This is a genomic window from Citrobacter sp. LJND-P06 (genome assembly GCF_058188415.1).
Genome location: NZ_CP187317.1, coordinates 1,931,180 through 1,956,551, shown reverse-complemented (window position 1 = coordinate 1,956,551; position 25,372 = coordinate 1,931,180). Strand labels below are relative to the sequence as shown.

Annotated in this window: 27 protein-coding genes; 11 read left to right on the top strand and 16 right to left on the bottom strand. The window is 50.7% G+C overall.

The annotated features are described in order from the left end of the window. Positions 1-42 precede the first annotated feature (42 nt). Together flhC and flhD are read right to left on the bottom strand one after the other, a co-directional pair. Complete coding sequence (gene flhC / locus ACO7SM_RS09410; RefSeq protein ID WP_490470593.1) at positions 43-621, bottom strand: flagellar transcriptional regulator FlhC; 579 nt, start codon at positions 619-621, stop codon at positions 43-45. Positions 622-623: 2 nt separating this feature from the next. Then, positions 624-974: a flagellar transcriptional regulator FlhD gene (flhD, locus tag ACO7SM_RS09405; RefSeq protein WP_192612522.1), complete on the bottom strand. Its 351-nt coding sequence runs from the start codon at positions 972-974 to the stop codon at positions 624-626. Between the two features lie 792 nt (positions 975-1,766). Between flhD and uspC the strand changes: the two genes are divergently transcribed. Continuing rightward, the gene (uspC, locus tag ACO7SM_RS09400) at positions 1,767-2,195 is read left to right on the top strand and encodes a universal stress protein UspC (RefSeq protein WP_490470592.1); all 429 of its coding nucleotides are present in this window, start codon (positions 1,767-1,769) and stop codon (positions 2,193-2,195) included. 17 nt (positions 2,196-2,212) lie between these two features. Here uspC and otsA read toward each other — a convergent pair whose 3' ends face one another. The 6 genes from otsA to ACO7SM_RS09370 all read right to left on the bottom strand — a co-directional run bounded on the left by otsA (position 2,213) and on the right by ACO7SM_RS09370 (position 9,037). After that, positions 2,213-3,631 (bottom strand): alpha,alpha-trehalose-phosphate synthase, encoded by a 1,419-nt coding sequence (otsA, locus tag ACO7SM_RS09395; protein ID WP_490470591.1) that lies wholly within the window; start codon positions 3,629-3,631, stop codon positions 2,213-2,215. Then, positions 3,606-4,409 carry a trehalose-phosphatase gene (gene otsB, locus ACO7SM_RS09390; RefSeq protein WP_490470590.1) on the bottom strand — a complete coding sequence of 268 codons (804 nt, stop codon included), beginning with the start codon at positions 4,407-4,409 and terminating at the stop codon, positions 3,606-3,608. Before otsB ends, otsA begins: the two co-directional genes overlap by 26 nt. Before the next feature lie 164 nt (positions 4,410-4,573). Further along, the gene (gene araH / locus ACO7SM_RS09385) at positions 4,574-5,560 is read right to left on the bottom strand and encodes an arabinose ABC transporter permease AraH (RefSeq protein WP_490470908.1); all 987 of its coding nucleotides are present in this window, start codon (positions 5,558-5,560) and stop codon (positions 4,574-4,576) included. Positions 5,561-5,574: 14 nt separating this feature from the next. Then, positions 5,575-7,089, bottom strand: coding sequence for an L-arabinose ABC transporter ATP-binding protein AraG (gene araG / locus ACO7SM_RS09380; RefSeq protein WP_490470589.1), 1,515 nt, complete (start codon positions 7,087-7,089; stop codon positions 5,575-5,577). 81 nt (positions 7,090-7,170) lie between these two features. Next, the gene (araF, locus tag ACO7SM_RS09375; RefSeq protein WP_490470588.1) at positions 7,171-8,160 is read right to left on the bottom strand and encodes an arabinose ABC transporter substrate-binding protein AraF; all 990 of its coding nucleotides are present in this window, start codon (positions 8,158-8,160) and stop codon (positions 7,171-7,173) included. Between the two features lie 319 nt (positions 8,161-8,479). Next, positions 8,480-9,037 carry a DJ-1 family glyoxalase III gene (locus ACO7SM_RS09370; RefSeq protein WP_490470587.1) on the bottom strand — a complete coding sequence of 186 codons (558 nt, stop codon included), beginning with the start codon at positions 9,035-9,037 and terminating at the stop codon, positions 8,480-8,482. Between the two features lie 556 nt (positions 9,038-9,593). Here ACO7SM_RS09370 and ACO7SM_RS09365 point away from each other — a divergent pair. Next, the gene (locus ACO7SM_RS09365; protein ID WP_490470586.1) at positions 9,594-10,097 is read left to right on the top strand and encodes a non-heme ferritin-like protein; all 504 of its coding nucleotides are present in this window, start codon (positions 9,594-9,596) and stop codon (positions 10,095-10,097) included. A 173-nt stretch (positions 10,098-10,270) separates the two neighbouring features. On the opposite strand, the gene ACO7SM_RS09360 is transcribed toward ACO7SM_RS09365, so the two are convergent. From ACO7SM_RS09360 to ACO7SM_RS09350, 3 genes are all read right to left on the bottom strand, one after another. Then, the gene (locus tag ACO7SM_RS09360) at positions 10,271-10,522 is read right to left on the bottom strand and encodes a DUF2766 family protein (protein ID WP_490470585.1); all 252 of its coding nucleotides are present in this window, start codon (positions 10,520-10,522) and stop codon (positions 10,271-10,273) included. A gap of 115 nt (positions 10,523-10,637) precedes the next feature. Next, positions 10,638-10,721, bottom strand: coding sequence for a stress response protein AzuC (azuC, locus tag ACO7SM_RS09355; protein ID WP_004136622.1), 84 nt, complete (start codon positions 10,719-10,721; stop codon positions 10,638-10,640). 399 nt (positions 10,722-11,120) lie between these two features. Next, a complete protein-coding gene (locus ACO7SM_RS09350) occupies positions 11,121-11,759 on the bottom strand; it encodes an RpiB/LacA/LacB family sugar-phosphate isomerase (RefSeq protein WP_490470584.1) in 639 nt (212 codons plus the stop codon). Positions 11,760-12,029: 270 nt separating this feature from the next. Between ACO7SM_RS09350 and ACO7SM_RS09345 the strand changes: the two genes are divergently transcribed. Then, entirely contained in the window at positions 12,030-12,365 is a 336-nt protein-coding gene (locus ACO7SM_RS09345) for a YecR-like family lipoprotein (protein ID WP_490470583.1), read from the top strand. Positions 12,366-12,563: 198 nt separating this feature from the next. Then, entirely contained in the window at positions 12,564-13,061 is a 498-nt protein-coding gene (ftnA, locus tag ACO7SM_RS09340) for a non-heme ferritin (protein ID WP_192612533.1), read from the top strand. 46 nt (positions 13,062-13,107) lie between these two features. Here ftnA and ACO7SM_RS09335 read toward each other — a convergent pair whose 3' ends face one another. Beyond that, positions 13,108-13,347 (bottom strand): YecH family metal-binding protein, encoded by a 240-nt coding sequence (locus tag ACO7SM_RS09335; RefSeq protein WP_490470582.1) that lies wholly within the window; start codon positions 13,345-13,347, stop codon positions 13,108-13,110. Positions 13,348-13,575: 228 nt separating this feature from the next. Between ACO7SM_RS09335 and tyrP the strand changes: the two genes are divergently transcribed. Next, a complete protein-coding gene (gene tyrP / locus ACO7SM_RS09330) occupies positions 13,576-14,787 on the top strand; it encodes a tyrosine transporter TyrP (protein ID WP_490470581.1) in 1,212 nt (403 codons plus the stop codon). Positions 14,788-14,843: 56 nt separating this feature from the next. Here the strand turns inward: tyrP and ACO7SM_RS09325 are convergent, their stop codons facing one another. Beyond that, complete coding sequence (locus ACO7SM_RS09325) at positions 14,844-15,509, bottom strand: YecA/YgfB family protein (protein ID WP_490470580.1); 666 nt, start codon at positions 15,507-15,509, stop codon at positions 14,844-14,846. A gap of 511 nt (positions 15,510-16,020) precedes the next feature. Here ACO7SM_RS09325 and ACO7SM_RS09320 point away from each other — a divergent pair. The 5 genes from ACO7SM_RS09320 to ACO7SM_RS09300 all read left to right on the top strand — a co-directional run bounded on the left by ACO7SM_RS09320 (position 16,021) and on the right by ACO7SM_RS09300 (position 21,010). Further along, positions 16,021-17,094 (top strand): branched-chain amino acid ABC transporter substrate-binding protein, encoded by a 1,074-nt coding sequence (locus tag ACO7SM_RS09320; RefSeq protein WP_490470907.1) that lies wholly within the window; start codon positions 16,021-16,023, stop codon positions 17,092-17,094. A gap of 110 nt (positions 17,095-17,204) precedes the next feature. Continuing rightward, a complete protein-coding gene (locus ACO7SM_RS09315) occupies positions 17,205-18,119 on the top strand; it encodes an ABC transporter permease subunit (protein WP_192612538.1) in 915 nt (304 codons plus the stop codon). A 19-nt stretch (positions 18,120-18,138) separates the two neighbouring features. Next, a complete protein-coding gene (gene livM, locus ACO7SM_RS09310) occupies positions 18,139-19,425 on the top strand; it encodes a high-affinity branched-chain amino acid ABC transporter permease LivM (RefSeq protein ID WP_490470906.1) in 1,287 nt (428 codons plus the stop codon). After that, on the top strand, positions 19,422-20,297 hold the full coding sequence (locus ACO7SM_RS09305) for an ABC transporter ATP-binding protein (protein ID WP_490470579.1): 876 nt from the start codon (positions 19,422-19,424) through the stop codon (positions 20,295-20,297). The genes livM and ACO7SM_RS09305 overlap by 4 nt, the downstream gene beginning before the upstream one ends. After that, positions 20,294-21,010: an ABC transporter ATP-binding protein gene (locus ACO7SM_RS09300; protein ID WP_490470578.1), complete on the top strand. Its 717-nt coding sequence runs from the start codon at positions 20,294-20,296 to the stop codon at positions 21,008-21,010. The genes ACO7SM_RS09305 and ACO7SM_RS09300 overlap by 4 nt, the downstream gene beginning before the upstream one ends. Positions 21,011-21,183: 173 nt before the next feature. Here the strand turns inward: ACO7SM_RS09300 and ACO7SM_RS09295 are convergent, their stop codons facing one another. The 3 genes from ACO7SM_RS09295 to ACO7SM_RS09285 are packed head-to-tail and all read right to left on the bottom strand — an operon-like array spanning position 21,184 to position 24,294. Beyond that, positions 21,184-22,245 (bottom strand): mannonate dehydratase, encoded by a 1,062-nt coding sequence (locus tag ACO7SM_RS09295; protein WP_490470577.1) that lies wholly within the window; start codon positions 22,243-22,245, stop codon positions 21,184-21,186. Between the two features lie 28 nt (positions 22,246-22,273). Then, the gene (locus ACO7SM_RS09290; protein ID WP_490470576.1) at positions 22,274-23,572 is read right to left on the bottom strand and encodes an MFS transporter; all 1,299 of its coding nucleotides are present in this window, start codon (positions 23,570-23,572) and stop codon (positions 22,274-22,276) included. Between the two features lie 35 nt (positions 23,573-23,607). Continuing rightward, the gene (locus ACO7SM_RS09285; protein ID WP_490470575.1) at positions 23,608-24,294 is read right to left on the bottom strand and encodes an RraA family protein; all 687 of its coding nucleotides are present in this window, start codon (positions 24,292-24,294) and stop codon (positions 23,608-23,610) included. A gap of 243 nt (positions 24,295-24,537) precedes the next feature. Between ACO7SM_RS09285 and ACO7SM_RS09280 the strand changes: the two genes are divergently transcribed. Beyond that, complete coding sequence (locus ACO7SM_RS09280; protein WP_490470574.1) at positions 24,538-25,245, top strand: FadR/GntR family transcriptional regulator; 708 nt, start codon at positions 24,538-24,540, stop codon at positions 25,243-25,245. Positions 25,246-25,372 lie beyond the last annotated feature (127 nt).

The window sequence follows — 25,372 nt, the reverse complement described above, 5'->3', positions numbered from 1 at the left end:
AATCACTTACCGCTGCTGGAGTGTTTGTCCACACCGTATCGGTTAAACAGCCTGTTCGATCTGTTCATCCAGCAGTTGTGGAATAATATCGGCAGCATTACGGGAAAGTTTACGTCTTTTTACGGCGCGGGAAGGAGGCTGGCATAAACTGCAGGCAAAGCTGCCCACAGGCTGGTGTGCGTGGGTGATAAAATTACCGTCACAGCAGTTACAGCGCGACAATTCGAGCAAACCACTTTCAACAAAACGCACCAGTGTCCAAGCGCGGGTGAGCGCGAGCAGCGGCCCCTCTTCCGGTTGCGGACACTGCTCCAGGTAAAGTCGATACGCTTTGATCACGGCATCTACGCCGCTGCATAACCCTGTTTTGAGCAAGAACTGCCAGGCATTACAGAACATGGAAGCATGAATATTTTGCTCCCATGTCATAAACCAGTCGGTGGAAAACGGAAGCATCCCTTTTGGCGGAGGACTGCCGCGTAATTCTTTGTACAGCTTGATAAGACGACCACGACTTAACTGTGTTTCGCTTTCCAGCATTTGCAAACGGGCGCCAAGCGTGATCAATTCCATGGCTAACTGGATATCGCGCGCTTCCTGAACAATGCTTTTTTCGCTCATCTTCAGGCCCTTTTCTTACGCGTCGCATCTTCAGCCTGGTTCACGTCGTTGAGCAGACGCGTCGACAGCATGATGCCGGTATGAATTTGCTGAAGATCGTCGACACGCGAATCCTGGGTCAGACGGGTGATCGTCTGGCTGCTGTCAAAGCGAAAATGACACACTAACTGATTTGTTTCGGCCAGCTTAACCATTTGCGGAAGCGTTAACGTTCCCAGCGTGTTCGCCATCTCTTCACTGATACCCAGGCGGAACATCGCGGATGCTTTGTCCTGTACGATCAGACGCTGTGCAAGTAGAAAGTATGACAAATTGATGTCATAGATATGTTTCAGCAACTCGGATGTGTGCATTGTTCCCATCCAGAATAACCCATTTTATTTTTATGCGGTAAAACCGCACCCCGTGATGTTGCCGGGAATTCCCGGTAAAAAAATCAAAAAGGTCAAATGCATAGCAGTGTTCAGGTACAAACGCGCACTGGAAAGCACTCCCTCCAGGGAACACTCGCCATTTACACGTTTTAATCAATTCTTACAAATACCTAAGATTTTTCCTAATTCGACGCAACTCTACTCGCCACCATCGACACATACAACGGAGCTGGGCTGCGAATTTGAAAAATATGTGATCTATGTCACAAAATTACCCAAATACTTAACATAAACCCATCAGTTAAGCTTTTATTTTGTGTATTTATTCACCAATTTAACCTGATTTGTCTTCCAGAGCTCCGACCAGACGTTCAATAAATAGACAAAAGGCTATTTGTTTCACGAAGTGAATATCACTTTGTGAAAATATAAGATTATTGGGTATGCTGTTTTTTGCAGGGTAATATTTAATTCTATTAAAACAATAAGTTAAATATTAAGGCCAGTTAATTAATACCCCATAGTTACCATAGGTTATATGTTAATTTTTGTTACATTGCAATTAACATTTTATTTTCATACCCACAAAATTTAATTTAAATCACACAATATTGTCTTGCTGATGATTTTTACCACAATTTCAACCATAAGATTACCTAATGAATAATTATGATAACCTTCACACAATTGCCCTCTCTAAGCGTTGCAGTATTGGTTTAAACAGAGTAAAGCTGAACTACCACCTCATATTCTTGCAATAAGGAGCGAGTTATGAGCTACACCCATATTCTTGTCGCCGTTGCTGTAACGCCAGAAAGCCGCCAACTGTTAGCCAAAGCCGTTTCCATCGCACGCCCTGTCAATGCCCGCATTAGTCTGATAACTCTCGCCTCCGATCCTGAGATCTATAACCAGTTCGCTGCGCCGATGCTGGAGGATTTACGCGAGGTGATGCAGGAGGAGACACAGGATTTTCTTAATACGCTCAGTCGTGACGCAGGTTATCCCATTGAGCAAACCTTTATCACTTACGGTGAGCTTAACGAACATATTCTGGATGTATGCCGAAAACATGCGGTGGATTTGGTCATTTACGGAAATCATAACCACAGTTTCTTTTCGCGAGCCTCCTGCTCTGCGAAAAGTGTGATTAGCTCCAGTCAGGTAGATGTTTTGCTGGTTCCGCTGGCGGGGGAATAAGCACAGAGAAGAGAATGTCAGGCCAGTTTAGGAAAGGTCGCGACTTTATTGTGCTGCTGACTTTCGGCGCTACGCGGTGAAACTTCCTTTAGGTCGTGAATAAAGCGTTCCTGCCAGTGATGAATATCATTTTTAACGATCACCGCCAGCATTTGGGCATGGCGCGAAATACGCTCGGCAAGGGGCATGGTTAATGCGCAATCCAACGCGGCGGCAACCTCGTCCCTGTCATACGGATTCACGATTAACGCGGATGTCAGTTCGTTGGCCGCGCCAGCAAACTGAGAAAGCACCAGTACGCCAGGGTTGGCGGGGTCTTGCGCGGCAACATATTCCTTCGCCACCAGGTTCATGCCATCCCGTAATGGCGTCACCAGCCCCACATCAGAGTAACGAAAGACTTTCATCAGCAGCTTGCGATCAAAATGTTGGTTCAGGTAGTAGAGCGGCGTCCAGCCCAGTTGACCGTATTTGCTGTTGATCCGCCCGGCTTCCGTCTCCAGTTGGTGGCGAATATCCTGGTAAGCCTGCACATCGCCACGCGACGTCGGCGCAATTTGCGTATAGCGAATGTTGCCGTGATGCTGGGGATAATGCTCCAGTAGCGCCTCATAAGCCTGAAAACGCTCGGGCAACCCTTTGGAATAGTCCAGTCGCTCGACAGAAAAAATATTCTGCACACTCTTCAATTCCGCCTTCAACTGCGCCAGTTTTGGCGGCAGCGCGCCTTTCGCCTGCTGAGCTATCTCCTCCGGCGCAATACCAATTGGATACACGTCAGTACAAAATGCCTTTCCCCACGCCGTATGACGTCGACCACGCGTGGTGACTTTGGTCTGACTCGCCAGACAGTCCAGGAAAGCCAGTCTGTCGTTTTCAGTCTGGAATCCAAGTAAATCGAAATGACACAACTGCTCCAGCAGCGAATGATGGGGTGGCAAGGCGTTAAAAATTTCGGGCGTCGGGAACGGAATATGCAGAAAAAAGCCAATGCGGTTATTCACGCCACGCTGGCGCAATTCGCTGGCAAACGGCAGCAAGTGATAGTCATGAACCCAGATCATGTCGTCTTCTTTCAGCAGCGGCAGCAGTTTGTCCGCCAGCAACGCATTGACCCGCAGATATCCCTCCCAGGCATTGCGCTGAAACTGCACTAAATCCAGCCGGTAATGAAATGCAGGCCACAGAACCGCGTTCGAAAACTGGCAGTAATACTCTTCGTAATCCTGCTCGCTCAGATTAAAAGACGCCCAGGTCATATTCCCGCGTGTCACTTTTTTTAACGGCTTATCTTCGTCCCCCGTCTCCCCACTCCAGCCGAACCACAGCCCCCCGGTTGCTTTCAGAGCGCCCAGTACACCAACCGCCAGCCCACCCGCACTGCCTTTATTATCGGGGGGAGCAATTCGATTAGATACTACGACTAAACGACTCATAGCCATCTCTCCTGTCACTCGCTGATTTTTGTTTTTGTTGTGGATAATGGATTTTTTCCAGCCAACGCCAGACGTCAGCCACGCTGGCTAAACGCCAGTTGGCCTGCGTCTTCCCGCCGCCGACTTTGACAGAAATGCCGCCCGCCCGATTCACCGCCGCGAACCCTGCTTCATCGGTCAGATCGTCGCCGATAAACAAAGGAATACGACCTGCAAAGGGGGCCTCCTGCATAAATGCGGCAATGGCTTCGCCTTTATCAGTCCCCCGGGGTTTAATTTCCAGCACACATTTACCCGGTTGTAACGCTAACTGCGGCCAGCGGGCGGTGATCTGTTTTGCCAGCGTTAGCAGCGCCGCTGCATGATGCGGCGCCTGTCGGTAATGCAGCGCGAACGCCATGTTTTTGCTTTCCAGCTCCGCACCAGGCAGGTTTTCCAGCGCCGCAGCTAACTGATTGTAGACGTCACGTTTTAACGCCTGTGGAAGCGTCACGATATGGGTTTGACCATGGATATCACGCCGCTCGGCTCCGTGTACGCCGGCAAGCGGAAAACGAAAAGGGGTTGTCAGCGCGTCGAGTTCAACCATCGAACGCCCTGAAATCAATGCCAGAGCCCCCGCATTCTGCGTGGCAAGGCGGTGAAGCATCTGGAGAACGGCATCCGGTATCGCCACCTGATCGGGGTGCGGCTTGATCTCCGCCAGGGTTCCATCGAAGTCAAAAAACCAGGCATGGTTTGCAGATAATTCAGGGGATACGGTTAACAAGTCTGTCACCCTGTTCTCCTCCTTATCATGGTTTTGGGAAGGCGAAAAACGCCCCCATTAGCCTGTAAGTATAGACAGTGTGACAATGCTCGCCATTTTGAAAGACAATCGCCAGCCTTATTAGGGGCTGGCGATCAGGGGGAACTATACTGAAAAGTTGGCTGTTAAAAACGTTACACGGTACGTTTCGCTTTTTGTTTGTAACGGTCGAAGATAACCGCAGCCAGCAGGATCAGGCCACGCACCACGTACTGCGCGAAAGGCGAAATATTCAGCAGGTTCATGGCATTTTCCACGGTTCCCAGAATCAACACCCCAGCCACCACATATGAGATTTTCCCGATGCCGCCTTTGAGGGAAACGCCCCCAAGTACACAGGCAGAAATCACAATCAGCTCATACCCAATCGAGGTCATTGGCTGACCGCTGGTCATACGCGATGCCAGAATGATCCCTGCCGCAGCAGAAACCAACCCCGAGAGCACAAAGATGATGATTTTGGTGCGAACAACCGGAACCCCAGCCAGACGCGCCGCTTCTTCATTACCGCCAATCGCCAGCGTGTTACGGCCAAAGGTGGTTTTGTTGAGCAGCAGACCAAAGATTATCAGGCAAGCGACCGTCAACCAGATAGGCGCTGGCAGTCCGAACCAGTTAGCATAGCCGAGGGTAAAGAAACGTTCGTCTTCAATACCGACCGCTTTCCCGTCAGAGATGATATACGCCAGGCCGCGCACAATCTGCATCGTTGCAAGCGTGGTGATCAGGGCGTTGATCTTTAAACGGGCAATCACGAAACCATTCACCAGACCACACAGCACACCGAGCAGCAGTCCCGCCGCCACGCCGATCCACAGGCTTTCGGTCATATTGATGACCACCGCGGTCGTCACCCCGGCGCAGGCAATAACGGAGGCGACAGAGAGGTCGAAATCGCCGGATGCCAGACAGAACAACATCCCGCAGGCCACCATGCCTGACATGGAAATAGCCAGCCCCAGCCCCTTCATATTAATAAAGGAGGCAAAGTTCGGCACAAAAATAACGCAGGCCAGGAACAGTACCGCGAACACAACCAACATTCCGTACTGATCCCAAATGCGACCAAGGTTAAACGGCGACTTAGGTGCGCCTGACCCCGATGTAGATACAGAGGACATCATACTCTCCTTAATCAGGCGACAGCCTGGCTGACTTTTGGCATAGCAAGGCTCAGAGCCTGCCGTTCATCCGCCTGTTCGTGAAGCAATTCACCGGCGATCTCACCTTCCCTCATCACCACAATACGGTCGGCGACGCCCAGAACTTCCGGCAAATCACTGGAGGCAAACAACACAGCAACGCCCCGCGCCGCCAGGGCGTAGATAACGTTGTAGATTTCGTGTTTTGCGCCCACATCAATGCCGCGTGTTGGCTCATCAAGCAAAATGACTTTCATCTCTTCCGACAGCCAGCGACCCAGAATCGCTTTTTGCTGATTCCCACCGGAAAGGTTCATGATCAGTTGCTCCGCTCCCGGTGTTTTAATGTTAAGTGAACGGATATGGTGGTCAGCGTTAGTCTCTTCCCAACTGTTGTTGATAAGACAGCCGCCCCGGACATGCTTACGACGCGCGCTGATGTTGATATTGTCGCGTACAGAGTGTACGGGGATTATCCCCTCGGCTTTACGGTCTTCCGGGCATAGCATCATGCCTGCCGCAATGGCATTGGCTGGCTTGCGGATATCAATCGGTTTTTCATCGATATACACCTGACCTTCGGTGATACGCGTGCCACCGAACAACCCTTTCATCAGCTCACTGCGTCCGGCACCGACCAGGCCAAACAGCCCGACAATCTCGCCGCTGCGTACCGTCAAACTGATCGGTGTTCTTACGCCTGGCGCTTTCACCTCATGCAGACGCAAACGCTCTGCACCATAGGGTCTTGATTCCCAACCGTAAATATCGCCGAGATCGCGCCCCACCATCGCCTGCACTAACGCGTCGTGGTTCACCTGCTGCATGTCGGCAAATGTTTTGACATAGCGACCATCTTTGAACACGGTAATGGCATCGCTCAACGCGAATATTTCTTCCATACGGTGCGAAACGTAGAGAATGATGCGGCCTTCTTTACGCAGTTCACGAATGACGCGGAATAAGTTCTCAATCTCTCTGGCTGACAGTGAGCTGGTCGGTTCATCAAAGGCGATAATTTTGGCATTACGCGCCAGCGCTTTGGCGATTTCGACCATCTGCCACTGCCCGATCGAGAGATATTTCAGCGGGGTAGCAGGATCAATATCCATACCCAAATGTTTTAGCTGCAACCCGGCTTCATAATTAAGCAGCGATCGGTTTACAATTCCGCCTTTATGCGGCAACTGACCAAGATAGATATTCTCCGCGACGGTCATTTCCGGCACGAGATGTAATTCCTGGTAAATAATAGCGACACCGGCGTTCAATGCGGCAGTGGTGTCAGCAAACGTGACCTCCTGCCCCAGAATCGCCAAAGAACCCGTGGTAGGCGCGTAATTACCGCTGAGAATTTTTAAGAGTGTTGATTTCCCGGCGCCATTTTCACCCATCAGCGCATGCACCTGACCGGCATAACAGTCAAAACTGATATCCGTTAGCGCTTTGACGCCAGGAAAGGTTTTCCCAATGCCGCGAAATGAGAGATACGGGGTAGACTGTTGCATAACGTCTCCGTGAATCTGGGTCGTTAGTCGTTAATCAAACCCTCTGCCGCCGCAGCGACAGAGAGTGTTTTCACCTGCTGATTACTTACCGCCCAACCCTTTTTTGGCCAGTTCTTCCTTGAAGTTGTCACGGGTGATCAGCACCACGTCAGTCACTTCAGTGAATTTTGGTGGTTCAGCGCCTTTGGTCACCCAGTTGTAGAGCATTTCACTGGATTTATAGCCATGTACGTCCGGGCTTGGCAGCAGCGAACCGTAGAAGCCGGTCGCTTGTGCCTTGGACAGCTCACTGACCGCGTCCACGCCGTTGATACCGATACCGATGACATCGGCTGCTTTAAAGCCCTGGCCTTCCGTCGCGCGCACGCCACCCAGTACGGTGTTGTCGTTCATACCGACAATCAGCCAGTGTTTCACTTCTGGATGCTGAACCAGCATGGAGTTCGCGGCATCAAATGCGCCAGGGATGTCATTGGATTTTGTCGGCACCTGGTAGATCTGTTTTTCCGGGAAGCCAGCGGCTTTCAGCGCTTCCATTGAGCCACCGGTACGGCGACGCGCGGTATCCAGCTCGTTTGCCGTGATAGCCATTACTGCGGACTCTTTCACATCCCAACCGCGTTTCTGCATCTCTTTGTACAGCTCTTCACCCTGACGCTCGCCAATTTTGGTCGCCGCCATCATGACCAGAGGAACGGTATCCATCGGCTTGCCTTTGGCGTTAACAAACTGGTCATCCACCGCGATGACTTTCATGTCGTAACCGCGCGCCTTGGCTGCGATTGCCGAGCCCAGTTTCGGGTCTGGGGTACAAATGACAAACCCTTTCGCGCCGCTGGCGGCCAGGCTGTCGATAGCATTCAGAGTCTTCTCACCATCAGGGACAGCGATTTTAATCACTTCAAAACCCAAATCTTTTCCGGCTTTATCAGCAAATTTCCACTCCGTCTGGAACCAGGGTTCTTCTGGCTGTTTCACCAGAAAACCGAGTTTCATGGTTTCTGCCATAGCGGATTGTGACATAACGGCAGCCAGACCAATGGCCGCCAGCGCTTTAGTGAATTTGTGCATGGTTAACTCCAGCTTTAGCGTTCTTTTATGTAGGGTAAAAACGACCGGTTTTTTGTAATTAAGACGAAAAACAAGGCATTACCATTTATATCAACGATGAATGCCAGTGCTGGAATAAGTTTTAGCGGGAAATTGATTCTCCATAGGAGAGCGGCATCACACCACAGAATTACAGTAATTGCGTGCATACATTTAGCGGGAAATGACATAAGAAAATGAATATTTGTCAGACAAATAAAAAGAGGTGTAGCAGATTAGTCCATAAGGTCAGCAAACGAATCCTTGTTCCCGAATACCGGTATATTCGGGAACATTTTATTTACCAGCGATAGTAAATATGGTCCGCATGATCGCGAACCGCCGCCTCGTCACCAAGCAAACGGGCGCTGAGCGTCAGTGCAAAATCAAATATATGGCCTAACCCTTTGCCGCTAATCAGATTGCCATCTTCGACGACCGGCGCATCCACATATTCGCCATCGGTCACATTCTCCCACAGCTCACCAGAGCAGACGTAGCGACGTCCCTTCAGCAATCCATTCCCCCCGAGAACGCGGGCCGCCGCAGAGCAGATCGGGCAAACTAATTTGCCTGCCGCATCATGGCGGGAAACGAAATCGACCACTTCAGCACTCGCTGCCAGATTCACGCTTCCCTGGGGGCCGCCTGGCAATACCACTGCGTCAAAAAGCGTGTCCAGTCGCTCAGTCAGCGTATTGTCTGCCACCATAGGAATGTTGTGGTAACTCACCACCGCGCGGGACTCTGCACAGGCTATTGTTTCAACGTCGATATGCAGTCGACGTAAAATATCGATGGTAACAATGGCCTCTGCCTCTTCAAATCCAGGCGCCAACAGAACAGCTACCTTTTTCATTCACTACTCCTCTTTTCTATCCGTGCAAATCAAACAGCCAATGACAAAAGGTGATTGGCTTTACGTTTTAACGTTTCTAAAAATGATCTGGCGCACACTTCAACCCTGGTGGAAGACCTGCCAGTACAGCTTCATCTAATAATTTCCGAAACAGGCGTAATGGATAATTATCATTGAACAAATGATACCCGATGAAACTATTTCATTCTGTGATTTGAAACAATGTTTCAAAAATAAACTTTCACTTTAATCAGCGTTAAATCATGACGTTGGACGGTTGAGGCATAATGTCTAAAATTCCTGGTTCACAACCAATTTTTACGGAAAATATGTAAAAAACTTTAAACATTTCACTATAAGGATTTTCTTATATCCATACAGGCGGTATGCTTATTTCGATCATCAACGGAAATGACTACGTGATCACATAAAGGACCGGCAGAACGGATTTATTCTGCTAACAGTATCACTTGTGCGTAGATGTTAAGTGTGGCAGCAGCCTGCTGCGCTGATGCGGGTTACGCACAGCCCCTTTTCTGGAAATAAGGATATTGACATGGCTGCAGTAGGAATGGCTCACAAACTCAACGCCCAGATGAATCTTGAGTTTTACGCATCCAATCTTTACCTTCGCCTGGGCGACTGGTGTGCGGATAACAGTTTGACGGGCACTGCGATGTTTCTTCGCACTCAGGCGCAAAGTAACATCACCCAAATGATGCGCATGTTTAATTTTATGAAGAGCGCAGGCGCTAACCCCATCGTTAAAGCGATTGATATTCCCGGCGATGAGTTAACGTCACTTGAAGAATTATTTCAGAAAACACTCGACGATTACCAACAGCGTTCCAGCACCCTGTCGAGTTTAACCCGCGAAGCAAAAGCGTTGAATGACGACCTCACGCTTGATTTTCTCCACGATCTGAAAAAAGAACAGCAGCAGGATGGCGTGCTATTACAGACGATCTTCGATGAAGTTCGCAGCGCCAAACGCGCAGGTCTGTGCATGGCACAAACAGACAAGCACTTACTCAACGTCGTCAACCATCAGCACCACTAATGGCGCTATAGCGTCGGATTAACGCCATAACCCCCGGTCTGGCCTGCAAGAACATCTACCGCAGGCCGGGCAACCGCAGTATTGCCGACTCCCCCGATGATTCAGAAACGATTACGCCCCCTGATTCAGGAGGCGTAATAAACAGGTTTCTGCACTCTACTACATTGATTTATTTAGTGCGCTTCGCCCTGCGGCGTGAATTTCAGCTCGATCAAGGCGATGGCTTTCTGGATTGCACGCATCGTCACGGGGTCGGCTGCAGCAGGATGGCTTAAAAAATCGATGTTTTTCAGTTGGGTAGCCATTTTCTCGCGAACTTCGACGGGGGCGATCACGTCAAGAACGTCCAGAATTTGTTTGAGAACCAGTTGGCAGGCAACAACGTCAGAGACCAGTTCCTGATCGACGTTCAGTGTTTGGGACATAATGAGCTCCTTATAGAAAGGTCGTCATAGTACCTATTCAGGAGCAGAAACGATAGCCGCGTAAAGGCAGCAAAAAAATGGGTATAAAAAAACCTGCCGTAGCAGGTTTTTTTTATCAGAACATACCGCCTGGCGGTACATCTTTGAATGTTTTGCAATAATTTTCGAACATGCTTTTCAGAATTTTGCGCAGTTTCATAGCATTGCTCCGTTTGATTGTTGTTCAGGTTTTATTGTCTACGAGCAATATAATATGACATCCGTCACAAAAATCAATATTTATGTGACGCAGATCACACACCAAAATGTGCAAATTCTCTTCGTTTTTATGTTTTTAGTATATAAATCATAAATTTAATGCATTGCAGGTTTTAGTAAATTTTTATAATTTTTTTTGATACACACCATCATCAGCGGCAAAAGATGGGGTTTTGCAGGGTGATTGCTACGCAGAAGTCAGCCAGTAAGAGAGGAAGCTCGGAATCAAATAATAAAACAACACTGTCGCCCGGCCGCGCAATGCTGGCCGGGCCGACATGCGGCATCTTACGGGCCAGTAAGCGTTGCGCTATCCGGCCCCAATACCCTCTAAAGTGCCTTACCCCAGGATTTCACGCACAAACGCTTCGATCGCTTTGTCCTGGCCATTGTCGAAAAGACACTGCTGGAAACGCGGACCCGACACAGCGGTTCTCACCAGCTCAGGGTCGATTGCATGCAACGTATCCAGATAGTTCTCTTTCACCACGGCGGCTTTCACCTGGTTCAGAATGCCTGCGTTGCGAACCTGCGGCTCTTTACGCTCCGGCGGGTAGCCTTCGCCGTTACGACCGGTGAACGCTTTTTCAAAGATGAAACGCACATTCAACTCGGCGCCCCAGCCAAAACCTTTCGCGAACGGCAGAGAAAGCGCATTGCCGTTGTTGATCTGGGCAAACAGAAACGCATCAGCCGGGTCGATACAGTATCCGCAAATCACGCCCGGATGGATGTTCAGAGACATCAGCGCCCCCTGACCCGTTCCGCAGCCGGTCACGACAAAATCAACCGCTTTAGCATTGAGCAGAATACTGGCCATAATGCCAAGATGAATATAGGTCAGATGATGGTCATTCTCATCGCTCATGCCCACGTTAAAGACGGGAAATCCCTTCTCATCTGCGACGGCCTTGAGTTCGTTATGAATGATGGCATTTTTGCTTGCCTGGCTGTTTTCCATCATCAGTGCAATTTTCATACTGTATCTCCTGAATGCGTCGCGATAAATCCCGACGTGAGTCTCTGAAATTGACGCCACAGTACTACGCAATGAACGTACTTTCAAATTTAATGAAAGCTGGTTTTAAAAAACAAAAACAGGCTCACGTTTTTTCTGCCTGCGGCGCATTTTTTGCACATTGCCCCCGGTCGTTGCCATTAAACATGGGTGATCTTCAGGCTATTCAAGCCATTGGACAGAGGGTGTATCAGGTAGGATAGCGTATCACCGAACTTTCAGAGCGATATCATGAAGAGCCTTTTTCTTGCCCTCTCGCTGTTAATGTTGGCGGGATGCACCGTCACCCGACAAGCCAACGTCAGCGAAGCCAACGCAACCAGTGGGATTGTTCGCCTCACCTGGAATCAGGCGATGCTGCAAACGGCACGTACTGACGACTATGTCGCCAAAGGTACCGCCACGCGTGAATGTCAGCAAATGGGCTACGCAAACGCCGTCGGATTTGGTCAGCCTGTCTCCACCTGCAGTGTTTATGCGGGTTCTCTGTGTCTGAATACGAAAATAACTTTATCGTATCAGTGTCAGGGTGTGGCGATCCCCTCTACAACGCCTGGCTATTATTAAACGTTCAGGTCAGTGTATTAATAACTGGCCTTTTATTATGTCAACGGGCCTTTATTTATAATTTAATAGCGCTAATGCGTTTTATTCCCATTCGCATTTTTAATAATTGATTTTATTATTTTACCTTTTGCAAATAATTAAATAACAAATTATAGTGGCGCCACATCGACATATCATTAACATGTGTGGAGCAGAATAATGCTGAAAACAGAAATGATCGAAAAACTGAATGAACAGATGAACCTCGAGTTATATTCGTCTCTGCTCTATCAGCAAATGAGTGCGTGGTGCAGCTATAACAGCTTTGAAGGTGCCGCCGCGTTCCTGCGCCGTCACGCTCAGGAAGAGATGACGCATATGCAGCGTCTGTTCGATTACCTGACCGACACTGGCAGTCTGCCGCGTATTAATACCGTCGCGTCTCCTTTCGCTGAATATGCGTCACTGGATGAACTGTTCCGCGTCACGTACGAACACGAGCAATTGATCACCCAGAAAATTAACGAACTGGCTCACGCGGCGATGACCAACCAGGATTATCCTACTTTTAACTTCCTGCAATGGTACGTCGCTGAACAGCATGAAGAAGAGAAGTTATTTAAATCAGTCATTGATAAGTTAACGCTGGCAGGTAAAAGCGGTGAAGGCCTTTACTTCATCGACAAAGAACTGTCGACGCTGGATACACAGAATTAATTTTTCTCCGGTGAAGCGGGTATTCAGCCCACTTCACCGGACGCTCTTAATGACGGCAGATTTTGCTTTCGTGCGTCGTAAAACCGTCATCCTTCGCAATAAATTTCCCCTTCGCCGCCAGAAAAGCCACCAGCTCTGCTGCCGTCATCCCTGTCGCTGAACAGGTATGAAAACGCGCCTGTGCGCCAAACCGTGAAACGATCGCCGCCTCAAGACTGGCATGGGTGTATTGCTCGCCTGATGCAATCATCATGTTAAGCACGTCGTGGCCGTGAATAGAATCCATACATCCTCCTCAATAAAGCGCCTAGCCTAAAATGAAGCCGCATGATCTGCTTTGCGCTAACGCAGGTTTACATCTTTCGGCCACCGACATGATGCGGGGCCACCCACGCTTATAAAAACCGTAAACAAAACTTCACATTCATTGTAACGACGATTTGACGAAAATCGCGTAATGCCTTACCCTGCGCCGCAGATACCACTATTGATTATCTCTGGAACAGAGGAAAGCGTGAAGAATAGAACTCTGGGAAGTGTTTTTATCGTGGCGGGAACCACAATCGGTGCAGGTATGCTGGCCATGCCGCTGGCAGCGGCGGGTGTGGGTTTCAGCGTCACGCTGGCGTTATTGATTGGGCTGTGGGCGCTGATGTGTTACACCGCGCTGTTGCTTCTCGAAGTGTATCAGCATGTTCCGGCAGATACGGGGCTGGGTACGCTGGCAAAACGCTATCTCGGACGCTACGGTCAGTGGGTGACCGGTTTTAGCATGATGTTTTTAATGTATGCCCTCACCGCGGCCTACATTAGCGGCGCCGGTGAGTTACTCGCGTCCAGTATCAACGACTGGACTGGCAGCGAAATATCGCCCGCCGCTGGCGTACTGCTGTTCACCTTTGTTGCCGGTGGCGTGGTCTGCGTAGGAACGTCGCTTGTCGATCTGTTCAACCGTTTTTTGTTCAGCGCCAAAATAATCTTCCTGGTGGTGATGCTGGCGCTGCTGATGCCGCACATTCACAAAATCAATCTTCTTACCCTGCCGCTGCAACAAGGGCTGGCGTGGTCTGCCATTCCGGTAATTTTTACCTCGTTTGGTTTTCACGGCAGCGTGCCCAGCATTGTCAGCTACATGGACGGCAATATTCGCAAATTACGCTGGGTGTTTATCACCGGCAGCGCAATCCCGCTGATCGCCTATATCTTCTGGCAGCTTGCAACCCTCGGCAGTATCGACTCCTCAACGTTTATGGGGCTGCTGGCCAATCACGCTGGATTAAACGGTTTGCTTTCGGCATTACGGGAAGTGGTCGCCTCACCTCACGTTGAGCTGGCGGTACACCTGTTCGCCGATCTGGCGTTGGCGACCTCGTTCCTCGGCGTGGCGTTGGGATTATTTGATTACCTGGCGGATCTGTTCCAGCGTCGCAATACCGTTGCCGGACGTCTGCAAACTGGCGCGATTACTTTTCTGCCACCGCTGGCGTTTGCCCTCTTCTATCCGCGCGGATTTGTTATGGCGCTGGGGTATGCCGGTGTCGCGCTGGCGGTTCTGGCGTTGCTGATCCCTTCTTTGCTGACATGGCAGAGCCGAAAGCATAATCCTCAGGCGGGATATCGCGTTAAAGGCGGTTCAGTGGCGTTAGGTCTGGTGTTTCTTTGCGGGATTGTGGTGATCGGGGTTCAGTTCTCTATCGCGGCGGGACTGCTGCCCGAACCAGGATAAAAGGTGCAGATGGCGCTTAAACTGCGGGTTAAGCGCCATCTGACCAAAACGCGCAATTAATGCAGGCAGCACTGCTTATATTTTTTACCGCTACCGCAAGGACAAGGATCGTTACGCCCTGGTTTGGCTTCCGCTTTCACCGGTACCTGCAACGGCGTTTCTTGCGGATGCGCCATCCACCAGGCATGAAGATCCAGCGCCGCCAATCGGATAGCGTCTACGCTTTCTTCAAATGCCTCTGGCGTCATCTTCTCTACCACGGCAAAGTTCTCTTCCGTACCGTGCAACGCAATCGCCTCCAGCGCCGGTTTCAGCGAGTCTGGCAACGCTGACCAGTCAGAAAGCGCCACACCGCGCATATAACCAAAACACCACTCTTCGACAATCGTCAGCTCATGACCTTCAATTTCGCGCAGACCAAATAAAGGTTCAAATTGCTCCGGAAACTCGTTTAGTCTGTCGGCGGTATCAGCCATATGCTGGAACGCAAGATTCATAAAGCGCGTCATCTCTTTTTCCGATGACCAGCGCGGCACATATTGCGGCCCGCCCCATACAGCCACCAGCCACTGCTCCGGCTCAATCTCACGTGGAGAACTCAGTACCGCCGTCAGCAGACCATCCAGCTCTGACACATCCAGAATCGCGTGTTCGGTGTTGTACTTCGTCAGTACATCATCCAGCCACTCCAGTTCGCTTTCGTTCAATGGTCCCGTTTTCATAACGCTCATCCTCAGTGAAATACGCTTGCCTGCGCCCATCTTACAGGGTGGACGGGGATTTTTCTAAACAAAACGGGGAGTTCAGAAACCCGGACTTTCTGAGCCTTGCGCATCGCTGGAGTGATCCTCTCCGCATTTTTGCACCGACAAGGTGCGCAGCCTGACTTTTCTGCATCTATGTTTAAGATTCTGGACGGTTTGGATACCACGCATCCCAGTCTGCCACGTGAAGGCAACCTCCTCCTTAGATAACGATTGACACTGACCTGATGAAATTGCGACGTCGTATTTCACATCGCCTCGCTACGTCTGTCAGAAAACAATGTCGATATTTATCAACCTGGCGGAGTTTTTGCTTAAAAAAAGACAGCCGTACGCGGCCCGCTTGATAACGCAATAAATGACGAAGTTTATGATTTTCCCCGCGCCTCCCGGCGCCTGGTATTGAACAGTACTGAGGAATATCCAAATGTCTATTAAAATGATTAAGTTACCTCTGCAGATTGCCGTTATGGGTTGTTTAAGTACCGCATTTTATGCACAGGCAGATATCACGATTGGCGTGGCCGGGCCGTTTACTGGCCCCAATGCCACATATGGGGCGCAATACTGGAAAGGGGCATCGCAGGCGGCGGCAGATATCAATGCGGCAGGCGGTATTAAAGGTGAGAAAATCGTGTTGGTGCAGGGCGACGATGCCTGCGAGCCAAAGCAGGCCGTCGCGGTAGCAAACCGCCTGGTCGATGAATCTAAAGTCTCCGCCGTGGTCGGCCATTTCTGTTCGTCTTCCACCATGCCAGCGTCCGAAGTCTATGATGAAGCGGGCGTATTGACGATTACCCCGGGGTCAACCAACCCACTGATTACCGAACGCGGAATGAAAGGTATGCTCCGCATGTGTGGCCGTGACGATCAGCAAGGCGTCACCGCGGCAAACTACATGCTGGACGTGCTGAAAGCGAAAAAAATCGCCGTCATTCACGACAAAGATACCTACGGTCAGGGCTTAGCCGACGCAACCAAAGCCGCACTGCAAAAACGGGGCACCAAAGAAGTTCTGTATGAGGGACTGTCGCGCGGTGAAAAAGATTTCAATGCCCTGGTGACCAAAATCGGCGCGCTGAAACCGGACGTGGTCTACTTTGGCGGTTGCCACCCGGAAGCGGGCCCGTTGGTGCGTCAAATGCGGGAGCAAGGGGTACAGGCGAAATTCTTCTCCGGCGACTGCGTGGTGACGGAAGAGATGGTGACGGCGGCCGGTGGCGCGCAGTACACCAATGGCGTGTTGATGACCTTCGGTAAAGACCCTCGCACCATTGCGGAAGGCAAAGCGGTCATTGAGAAATTCCGCGCCAGCGGTTTTGAACCAGAAGGCTACACCCTGTATGCCTATGCCTCAATTCAGGCCATTGCTGCTGCCTACAGCGCCGCAGGCAAGGACAACGCCAAAGCGGGAGAATGGCTGAAATCACACGATGTTGACACGGTGATGGGGCCCAAATCCTGGGACGAGAAAGGCGATCTGAAAGTGTCTGATTACGTCGTCTACCAGTGGGATGACAAAGGTAAGTACCACCAACTCTGATACCGTCAGCTCGGTACTGACTTCTCGCTCCCCTCTCGGGTGAGGCATTGCAACCCTGAAGGCAACCGGATTGTGCGACCCGGTTGCCTTACCACTGGCGGGAATTTCAAATGGATGCTTTCTTCTTACAACAGATGATCAACGGTCTGACGTTGGGAGCGGTGTATGGCCTGATTGCCATCGGTTACACCATGGTCTACGGCATCATCGGCATGATCAATTTCGCGCATGGCGAAGTTTACATGATCTCCGCGTACCTCTGTGCTATTGGTCTGGGCCTGCTCTCCTACTTTGGCATTCACTCTTTCCCTCTGCTGATTTTTGGCACCCTGATCTTCACCATCGTGATAACGGGGGTCTATGGCTGGGTCATCGAACGTATTGCCTATCGACCCCTGCGAAATTCAACCCGTCTGGCGCCCCTCATCTCTGCCATCGGTATGTCACTCATTTTGCAAAACTATGTGCAAATCAGTCAGGGGCCTAACCAGCAAGGCATCCCGACACTGATGAGCGGCGTGCTGCGTTTCAACGTTGGCGATGGAATGGTGCAAATCACCTGGACCAAAATCTTTATTCTGCTGGCGGCGTTTGTCGGTATGGCGGTTCTGACCTGGGTTATCCAGTACACGCGACTGGGGCGCATTTGTCGCGCGACGCAGCAGGACAGGCGTATGGCCTCCATTCTGGGCATTAACACTGACCGGGTTATCTCGCTGGTGTTTGTGATGGGCGCATCAATGGCGGGGCTGGCGGGCGTTCTGGTGACCATGAACTACGGAACGTTTGACTTTTATGCTGGCTTTATCATCGGCATCAAGGCGTTTACCGCCGCGGTACTGGGCGGGATCGGTTCGCTTCCCGGCGCGATGTTGGGCGGCCTGCTGCTCGGCATTGCAGAGGCGCAATTCGCCGGGCTTGTGAACTCCGATTATAAGGACGTGTTCTCCTTTGCCCTACTGGTGGTGATCCTTATCTTCCGCCCGCAGGGGTTGCTGGGACGTCCAATGGTCGTGAAGGTGTGAGGGCAAAACGATGACAGAGATGACAGAGGCCGTCGTGAAATCAGAATTTGATCTTAAAAAATGCCTGCTCGACACCGTATTAGCCGGACTGTGCGCGCTGATAGTATTTGGCCCCATCGTGGGGATCGTTCTAAAAGGCTACAGTTTCACGCTGGCCCCCACCCGCGTAGCGTGGCTGGTCGCCGTGGTCATGGCAGGACGCTTTCTCGTCAGCCTGGCGCTGCAAACCCAGATCGGGCAGAAATTCACCAGTCGATTTGAAGGCGCTGACGACGGGGTGTACGTCCGCCCGGTGGGTTACGTCTCCCGTATGCGTTGGGTAATTCCAGGCTTGATGTTGCTGGCTATCGCCTTCCCCTTTGTGGCGACCAAGTATCTGCTGACGGTGGCAATTCTGGGGCTTATCTACGTGCTGTTGGGGCTGGGCCTTAACATTGTGGTCGGACTCGCCGGATTACTGGATTTGGGGTACGTGGCCTTTTACGCCATCGGCGCGTATGGGCTGGCGCTGGGATATCAGTATCTCGGGCTCGGTTTTTGGGTCATGCTGCCCATTGGTGCCGTTATGGCGGCGCTGGCAGGCGCGCTACTCGGGTTTCCGGTCTTGCGAATGCACGGAGATTACCTGGCGATTGTCACCCTGGGATTTGGTGAAATTATCCGTCTTATCCTGAACAACTGGCTGAGTTTTACCGGTGGGCCAAATGGGGTGTCAGTGCCTGCCCCCACGCTTTTTGGTCTGGAATTTGGCCGACGGGCGAAAGACGGCGGCGTACCGTTTCATGAGTTTTTCGGTCTGACGTATAACCCTAACCTGAAGTTTATTTTTATCTACACGGTTCTGGTTCTGGTGGTGTTGCTGGTGCTGTTCATCAAACATCGCTTAACCAAAATGCCTATTGGTCGCGCCTGGGAAGCGCTGCGTGAAGATGAGATTGCCTGCCGCTCTCTGGGCTTAAACCATGTGTTAGTCAAACTGTCCGCCTTTATGATGGGAGCCTCGACAGCCGGGATTGCTGGTGTTTTTTTCGCGACCTATCAGGGATTTGTGAATCCCACCTCCTTCACCTTCTTCGAATCTGCGCTCATTCTTGCCATTGTTGTACTCGGCGGAATGGGGTCCACGCTCGGTGTCGTGCTGGCGGCCTTTGTTCTGACCGTGGCCCCTGAGTTACTGCGGGATTTTGCCGAATACCGGGTACTGCTGTTTGGCGTATTAATGGTGTTAATGATGATCTGGCGTCCCCGTGGACTGGTTCGCACCAGCCGCGCCGGTTTCGCTATTCGCAAGGGGGTCGCGCCATGACTGACAGCATTTTACGCGTTGAAAATCTGATGATGCACTTTGGCGGGATAAAAGCCCTCAACGATGTCAATCTGGAGGTCGCCCGGGGTTCAATCACAGCGTTGATTGGCCCCAACGGTGCCGGTAAGACCACGGTGTTCAACTGCCTGACCGGATTTTATCAGGCCTCTGGCGGCGCGATTGTGTTTAATACCCGCGCCAAAACCACCGATGTGATTCAGGTGTTAGGGCAAAAAATCCACACCACTGATTTTTTCAATCCTGCGCGTCTGGCCTCACGCATCTACTACAAAATGTTCGGCGGTACGCATCTGGTCAACCGCGCCGGACTGGCGCGAACCTTCCAGAATATCCGCCTGTTTCGCGAAATGTCGGTGATCGAAAATCTGATGGTGGCCCAGCACAGGCAGGCGAACCGCAACCTGATTGCCGGAATTTTTAACACGCCCGCATATCAGAAAGCCGAAAATCAGGCGCTCGACCGCGCCTTTTACTGGCTGGAGGTGGTGAACCTGGTGGATTGTGCAAACCGCCTGGCCGGCACTCTTTCCTATGGTCAACAGCGCAGGCTGGAAATTGCTCGCGCGATGTGTACAGGGCCGGAGATGATTTGCCTCGACGAACCGGCAGCCGGACTCAACCCGGTGGAAACCGAGGCGCTCAGCAGTATCGTGCGCGTCCTGCGTGAACGGCATGGCGTTACCGTGTTGTTGATTGAACATGATATGAGCATGGTCATGGAGATTTCCGACCACGTTATCGTGCTCGATCATGGCGATGTGATTGCCCGGGGAGCACCCGCGGAGATCCAGCACAACGTCAGCGTGATTGCCGCCTATCTGGGGACAGATGAAGAGGAGCTTGCCAGATGAGTCAGCCATTGCTGGAGTTTCGCCATGTGGACGTTTTTTATGGCCCGATTCAGGCGCTAAAAACGATTTCGCTGACGGTAAATGAAGGAGAAACCGTCTCGTTGATTGGCGCCAACGGTGCCGGAAAATCGACCTTGCTGATGTCCATTTTTGGGCAACCACGCATCGCGCGCGGGCAGATTTTTTATCGTAACGACGATATCAGCCACAAATCCACCCATTTTATCGCCACTAACGGGATTGCCCAGGTCCCGGAAGGACGGCGAATCTTCCCGGACATGACGGTCGAAGAGAATATACTGATGGGCAGCATCCCTATCGGCAACCGTTACCATAAAGAGGATAAAGAACGGATGTATCACCTGTTTCCCATCCTTGAGGAGCGGCGCAATCAGCGCGCCATGACCCTCTCAGGAGGAGAGCAGCAGATGCTGGCTATTGCCCGCGCGCTGATGAGTCGCCCCAAATTACTGCTGTTAGATGAACCGAGTCTGGGGCTAGCGCCGCTGGTAGTGAAACAAATTTTCCAGACGTTGCGCGAGTTAACACGGGCGGGGATGACGCTTTTTTTAGTCGAACAAAATGCAAACCACGCGCTTAAACTGTCGGATCGCGCCTATGTGATGGTCAATGGCGAAATTCGCCTGAGCGGCAGCGGTCAGGAACTGTTGGTCGACCCCGAAGTGCGAAAAGCGTATCTGGGCGGTGCATAACTATTTCGTCGCGGAATAACCCTAGACGCTGTAAAAAATAGCCGCTGTAAAAAGCGGCTATTGTTTTATTAAACAGGGTCTGACCGTTCGGCATCTAAAAATTCATACTTCCATGCCTGGTGTTGACTGCCCGCCATTCCCTCTTATCAATTTTATTATTTACGCAACGGTCATCAAATAACTTGCATTAAGGCTTTCATATATCCCATGGCGTAGGCCATTCCTGAATGCCATGGCGCAGGACAGGTCATTTGTGGTGAATGATCCGGAATTAATACGCCATCAAAGTTATTTTCTTTTAGTATCCGTAATACTTTCACCATATCAATGTCCCCTTCGTCGATAAAGGTTTCATGATAGTAAGGGACTTTCCCTTTTACGTTACGGAAATGCATATACGCAATGGCATCCTGACGCGCATACTGTTCTACCGCCTCGTAGACATCGCCTTCTGACATTTCAGCAATGGTACCCAGACAAAACTCAAGTGCATTAGAAGAACTGGGAACCAGATCCAGCAAATCTTGATAGAGATGCGGTTGGTTAACCAGTCTCGGTTGACCACGTACGAATTCAAGCGGCGGATCGTCAGGATGCGCTGCCAGCCTCACACCGGCTTCTTCTGCCACCGGCACAATCTCTTTCAGGAATGCGTCCAGCCGTTGCCAGAGCTGTTCTTTGGTCACCGGTGGTCTGATACCCTCAGCCTCTTCATCCACCACCATATTCCATGCCATGCTGGCCGGTAACGGACTTTCGGTTTGTTCGTTTACACCGTTTAAGCCAACTGTTTTTGCGCCGCCTCGTGCCTTATTTTCCTGAATTCTTCCGGCGACGCCCGCCAGGCTAAAGTTATAACCGAAGACGGGGATACCCGCAGCGCCGACATTACGGATAACCTGTTTTACCGTCTCGATTTGTTCTGCTTTCCGGGGGCCATCAAATAAGATGTCATCCCAGTGGCAAGGGTCGAAATTTTCAATAGCAAAAAAGGTTAAATCGAATTTCGCCATTCTAGCGCGAATATCTAACAATTCTTCTATTGTCCAGACATCTGCCTGCGCCGTTCCCCAACCACCGGTATCACCGACCGGCTGATCGCTACGGGAAAAACGTGCATTCTGATGAAAATAATCAACCATATGAACGACAATATGCGTCGCACCACACTGTCTGGCAAAAGCAAAATGTTCGTCGTCCAGCATGTGACGGTACAGTCCAAAGCCTAATTTCATGTTCTGAATCTCCGGTGGAAAGAAATTATCATTCTTGTCTGATTACATCGGCAACATTTTCGCGCTGCATTGGAATGGGTTTAACAAAGACAGCCACGGCAAGTGCGCCAAGTACGGCAATCCCCCCCGCAATAAAGAACGCTGCATTATATGCCCCTGTCCATTGAATAATGTAACCCGTCACAATCGGTCCTAATATTCCGGCAATATTCGCCGTGGCATGAACCATACCGCCCACTGCGCCCATATTCTGGCGTGCGACGGTGTCTTGCAAAATAGCCCAATAGGTTGTTGCCGATAAATAGAGGAAGAAAATGCCGCATGCCATAAGGGAGACCGCCCCTGCGGCACTGGAAACATTTCCAACGCACATCACAAAAATCGCCGAAGCCCCCAGGCAGGTCACGAGCACGATTTTACGGGAAAACAGAGGACGCCCTGTTTTACGCAGTACGTAATCACACAGGAACCCGCCAGCCGCCATTCCGACAGAACCCAGCAGCCACGGAATCACACTCACAATACTCATATCCTTCAGGCTGAGATGTTGCGAGTTCGACAAATAACTTGGGAACCATGAGAGAAAGAAAAAGAGAATATAGTTCAGGCCAAAAAAGGCAAATGCCGTTGCCAGTATCGTAGGCTGCTTGATATAAAAAGAGAGCGGCATGGATACTTTTTCAATCTCTTGGTTATTATCGTTTTGCTCCTGCTGTCCTTCCTGAATTAACGCTAATTCCTCACGGCTGATGGTTTTGTGTTCTTCCGGCTTGTCCTTTGCCATTTTGACCCAAAACAGCAGCCAAACAATGCCTAAACAGGCAATGGCAACAAACGCCATTCGCCAGCCGATAATCAGCACCAGCGACCCCATGATAGGCCCGGCCAGCGCGCCGCCAAGCGGGTTACCGGCAGTGGCGACGCCGATGGCGCTGGCGACTTCGCGGCGAGGAAACCAGTTACTGACGATTTTATTTAAGGTCGACGCAAACGGCCCTTCCCCGGCACCAAACAATACCCTGATGACGAGCATTGAGGTAAATCCGACGGCGACGCCAATCAACCCGCAGAAGAATGACCAAAATGCCATACTGACCGCAAAGACCATTTTTGGCCCAAAACGGTCAGAAGCATAGCCACCAACAAAGTTAAAAAGCGCATAGCCGATAGAGAAACTACTAAAAATAATACCTAATTCACCTGGCGTTAATTGCAAGTCTTTAGCAAACATGGGGGCTGCGATTGCAAAGGCAGAGCGATCCATGTAATTGATCGCCCCACCCAGCGAGAGTAGGAAAACAATACTCCATCGTTTACTTTTGAACATACTGATGTCCTCATATCATCAAGACTGAAGGGGATTTACATCACACCAAAGCGATTCCATGCTTCTACAGCACCCATGCCACCACGAATGGCATCGCGAACTTTGTTTTCCGTCACGCCTTTTTCTAACGCCAGACCAATAACCTCTTCTTCGACCCGTCTCGGGACAACCAGAACGCCCTCTTCATCTGCCACAATAAGATCACCCGGCGTTATCATCACGCCATCAATCGTTACCGGAACCCCATAATCGAGAACTTTTCCGCGAACCTTTTGATCCTGAGAATAAGATCCCAGGGAAAAGACAGGGAAATTGAGTTCAAGGATCTCGTGTTTATCCCGTGAATAGCCGTTAAGAACCGCCCCTGCCGCGTTAAGGTGAACAGCGCGAGTCGACATCAATCCCCCCCACAATGCATACGTCGGGGACGAACCGCTGGCAATATACACTTCGTTTTCTTGCAGGCTGTCCAGCGCTTCGAACATCACGCCAAATGCTTTATCGCCGAGGGGGCCGTTGGAATGCGAACCGGTAAACGTCGGGTAATCCGCTTCCAGCACCGGCATTGCACGCCCGGCGATGCGCATCCGTTTTTCCAGTGGTTGCAGCCGTGGATTGAGGAATTGATTCTGTAAGCCAATGGTGTCCATGACATCACCCAGCAGAGCGGTACTGAGATTGTTCTTTATCTTTTCAAAAAATTGCCTTTCTTCTGAGTGCATAATTCATTCCTGTGTGGTTAAATTAAAACAACCTTACTGTCTACCTGTAGGACAGGTTAGCCAGGATTAAGTGATCAGAAAACACTCAAATCGCCGTGATGTGACAGACCCGGCAAAAATTTACGCCGGCATGTTGTTGGTAATAGTGAAGATGAGTCGATAACATATGCAGAATTTCAGCCCAAACATCCTGTCCCGGATGGATACGGAACGACCGCTTACGAAGAGAGGGAGAGTTGTCGCATGAACATGAATAAACCCATCATTGAGAAAAGCACGCTCTCCGAACAAGTTCGTAACTACATCCTCAATGTCATCACCACAGAACAGCTCGAACCCGGAGCCAGAGTGCCCAGTGAAAAACAGTTGACCGAAACGCTGGGGGTCAGTCGGGGTGTGGTGCGGGAGGCATTCCAGGCGTTGTCGATTCTTGGCATTCTGGACATCAGCAGCGGTAAATATCCGCGCGTGCAATCACTGAACTCTGCAGCGCTGGAAACGATTTTCAACTATTCGGTCGTAACGCAACAGATTTCAGCACACCAGATACTTTCTCTGCGCAGTACTCTTGAAGTTCACTGTGTCGTACTGGCGGCGCAAAATGGTACAGAAGAGGACTTTTCCCGCTTACGCGTAGAGATGGATAAGATAAGTGAAGTCTTCGGCGATCATCAGTCATTTATTTATCATGATGCACGCTTTCACATGATTTTAGCCGAGGCATCCGGCAACCCTCTTTACGCCCTGCTCTTACAGGCACTTCGTGTTCCTCTGGAAAAATCGATCTCGGCAGGTCTGCATGCCCACGATACCCATGACCGTCGTCAGCAAATTATCGATGCGCATCAGGCCATTGTGGAAAAAGTGTGCCAAAGAGATGCTCAAGGCGCGGCCCAGGCAATGCAAAAACATTTCTCATCAGCAATTAACGCATTGATTATTGAAGAGTAATCCTGTCTATCACGCTATGGCGTTCTGACATCGCTGTTCAGCCCGCCATCTACGCGCTCACCACATCCCGTTTTCGGGAACGTCACCGCATCTCACACCATCTAATGGTAAGAAGTGAAGCAAATCT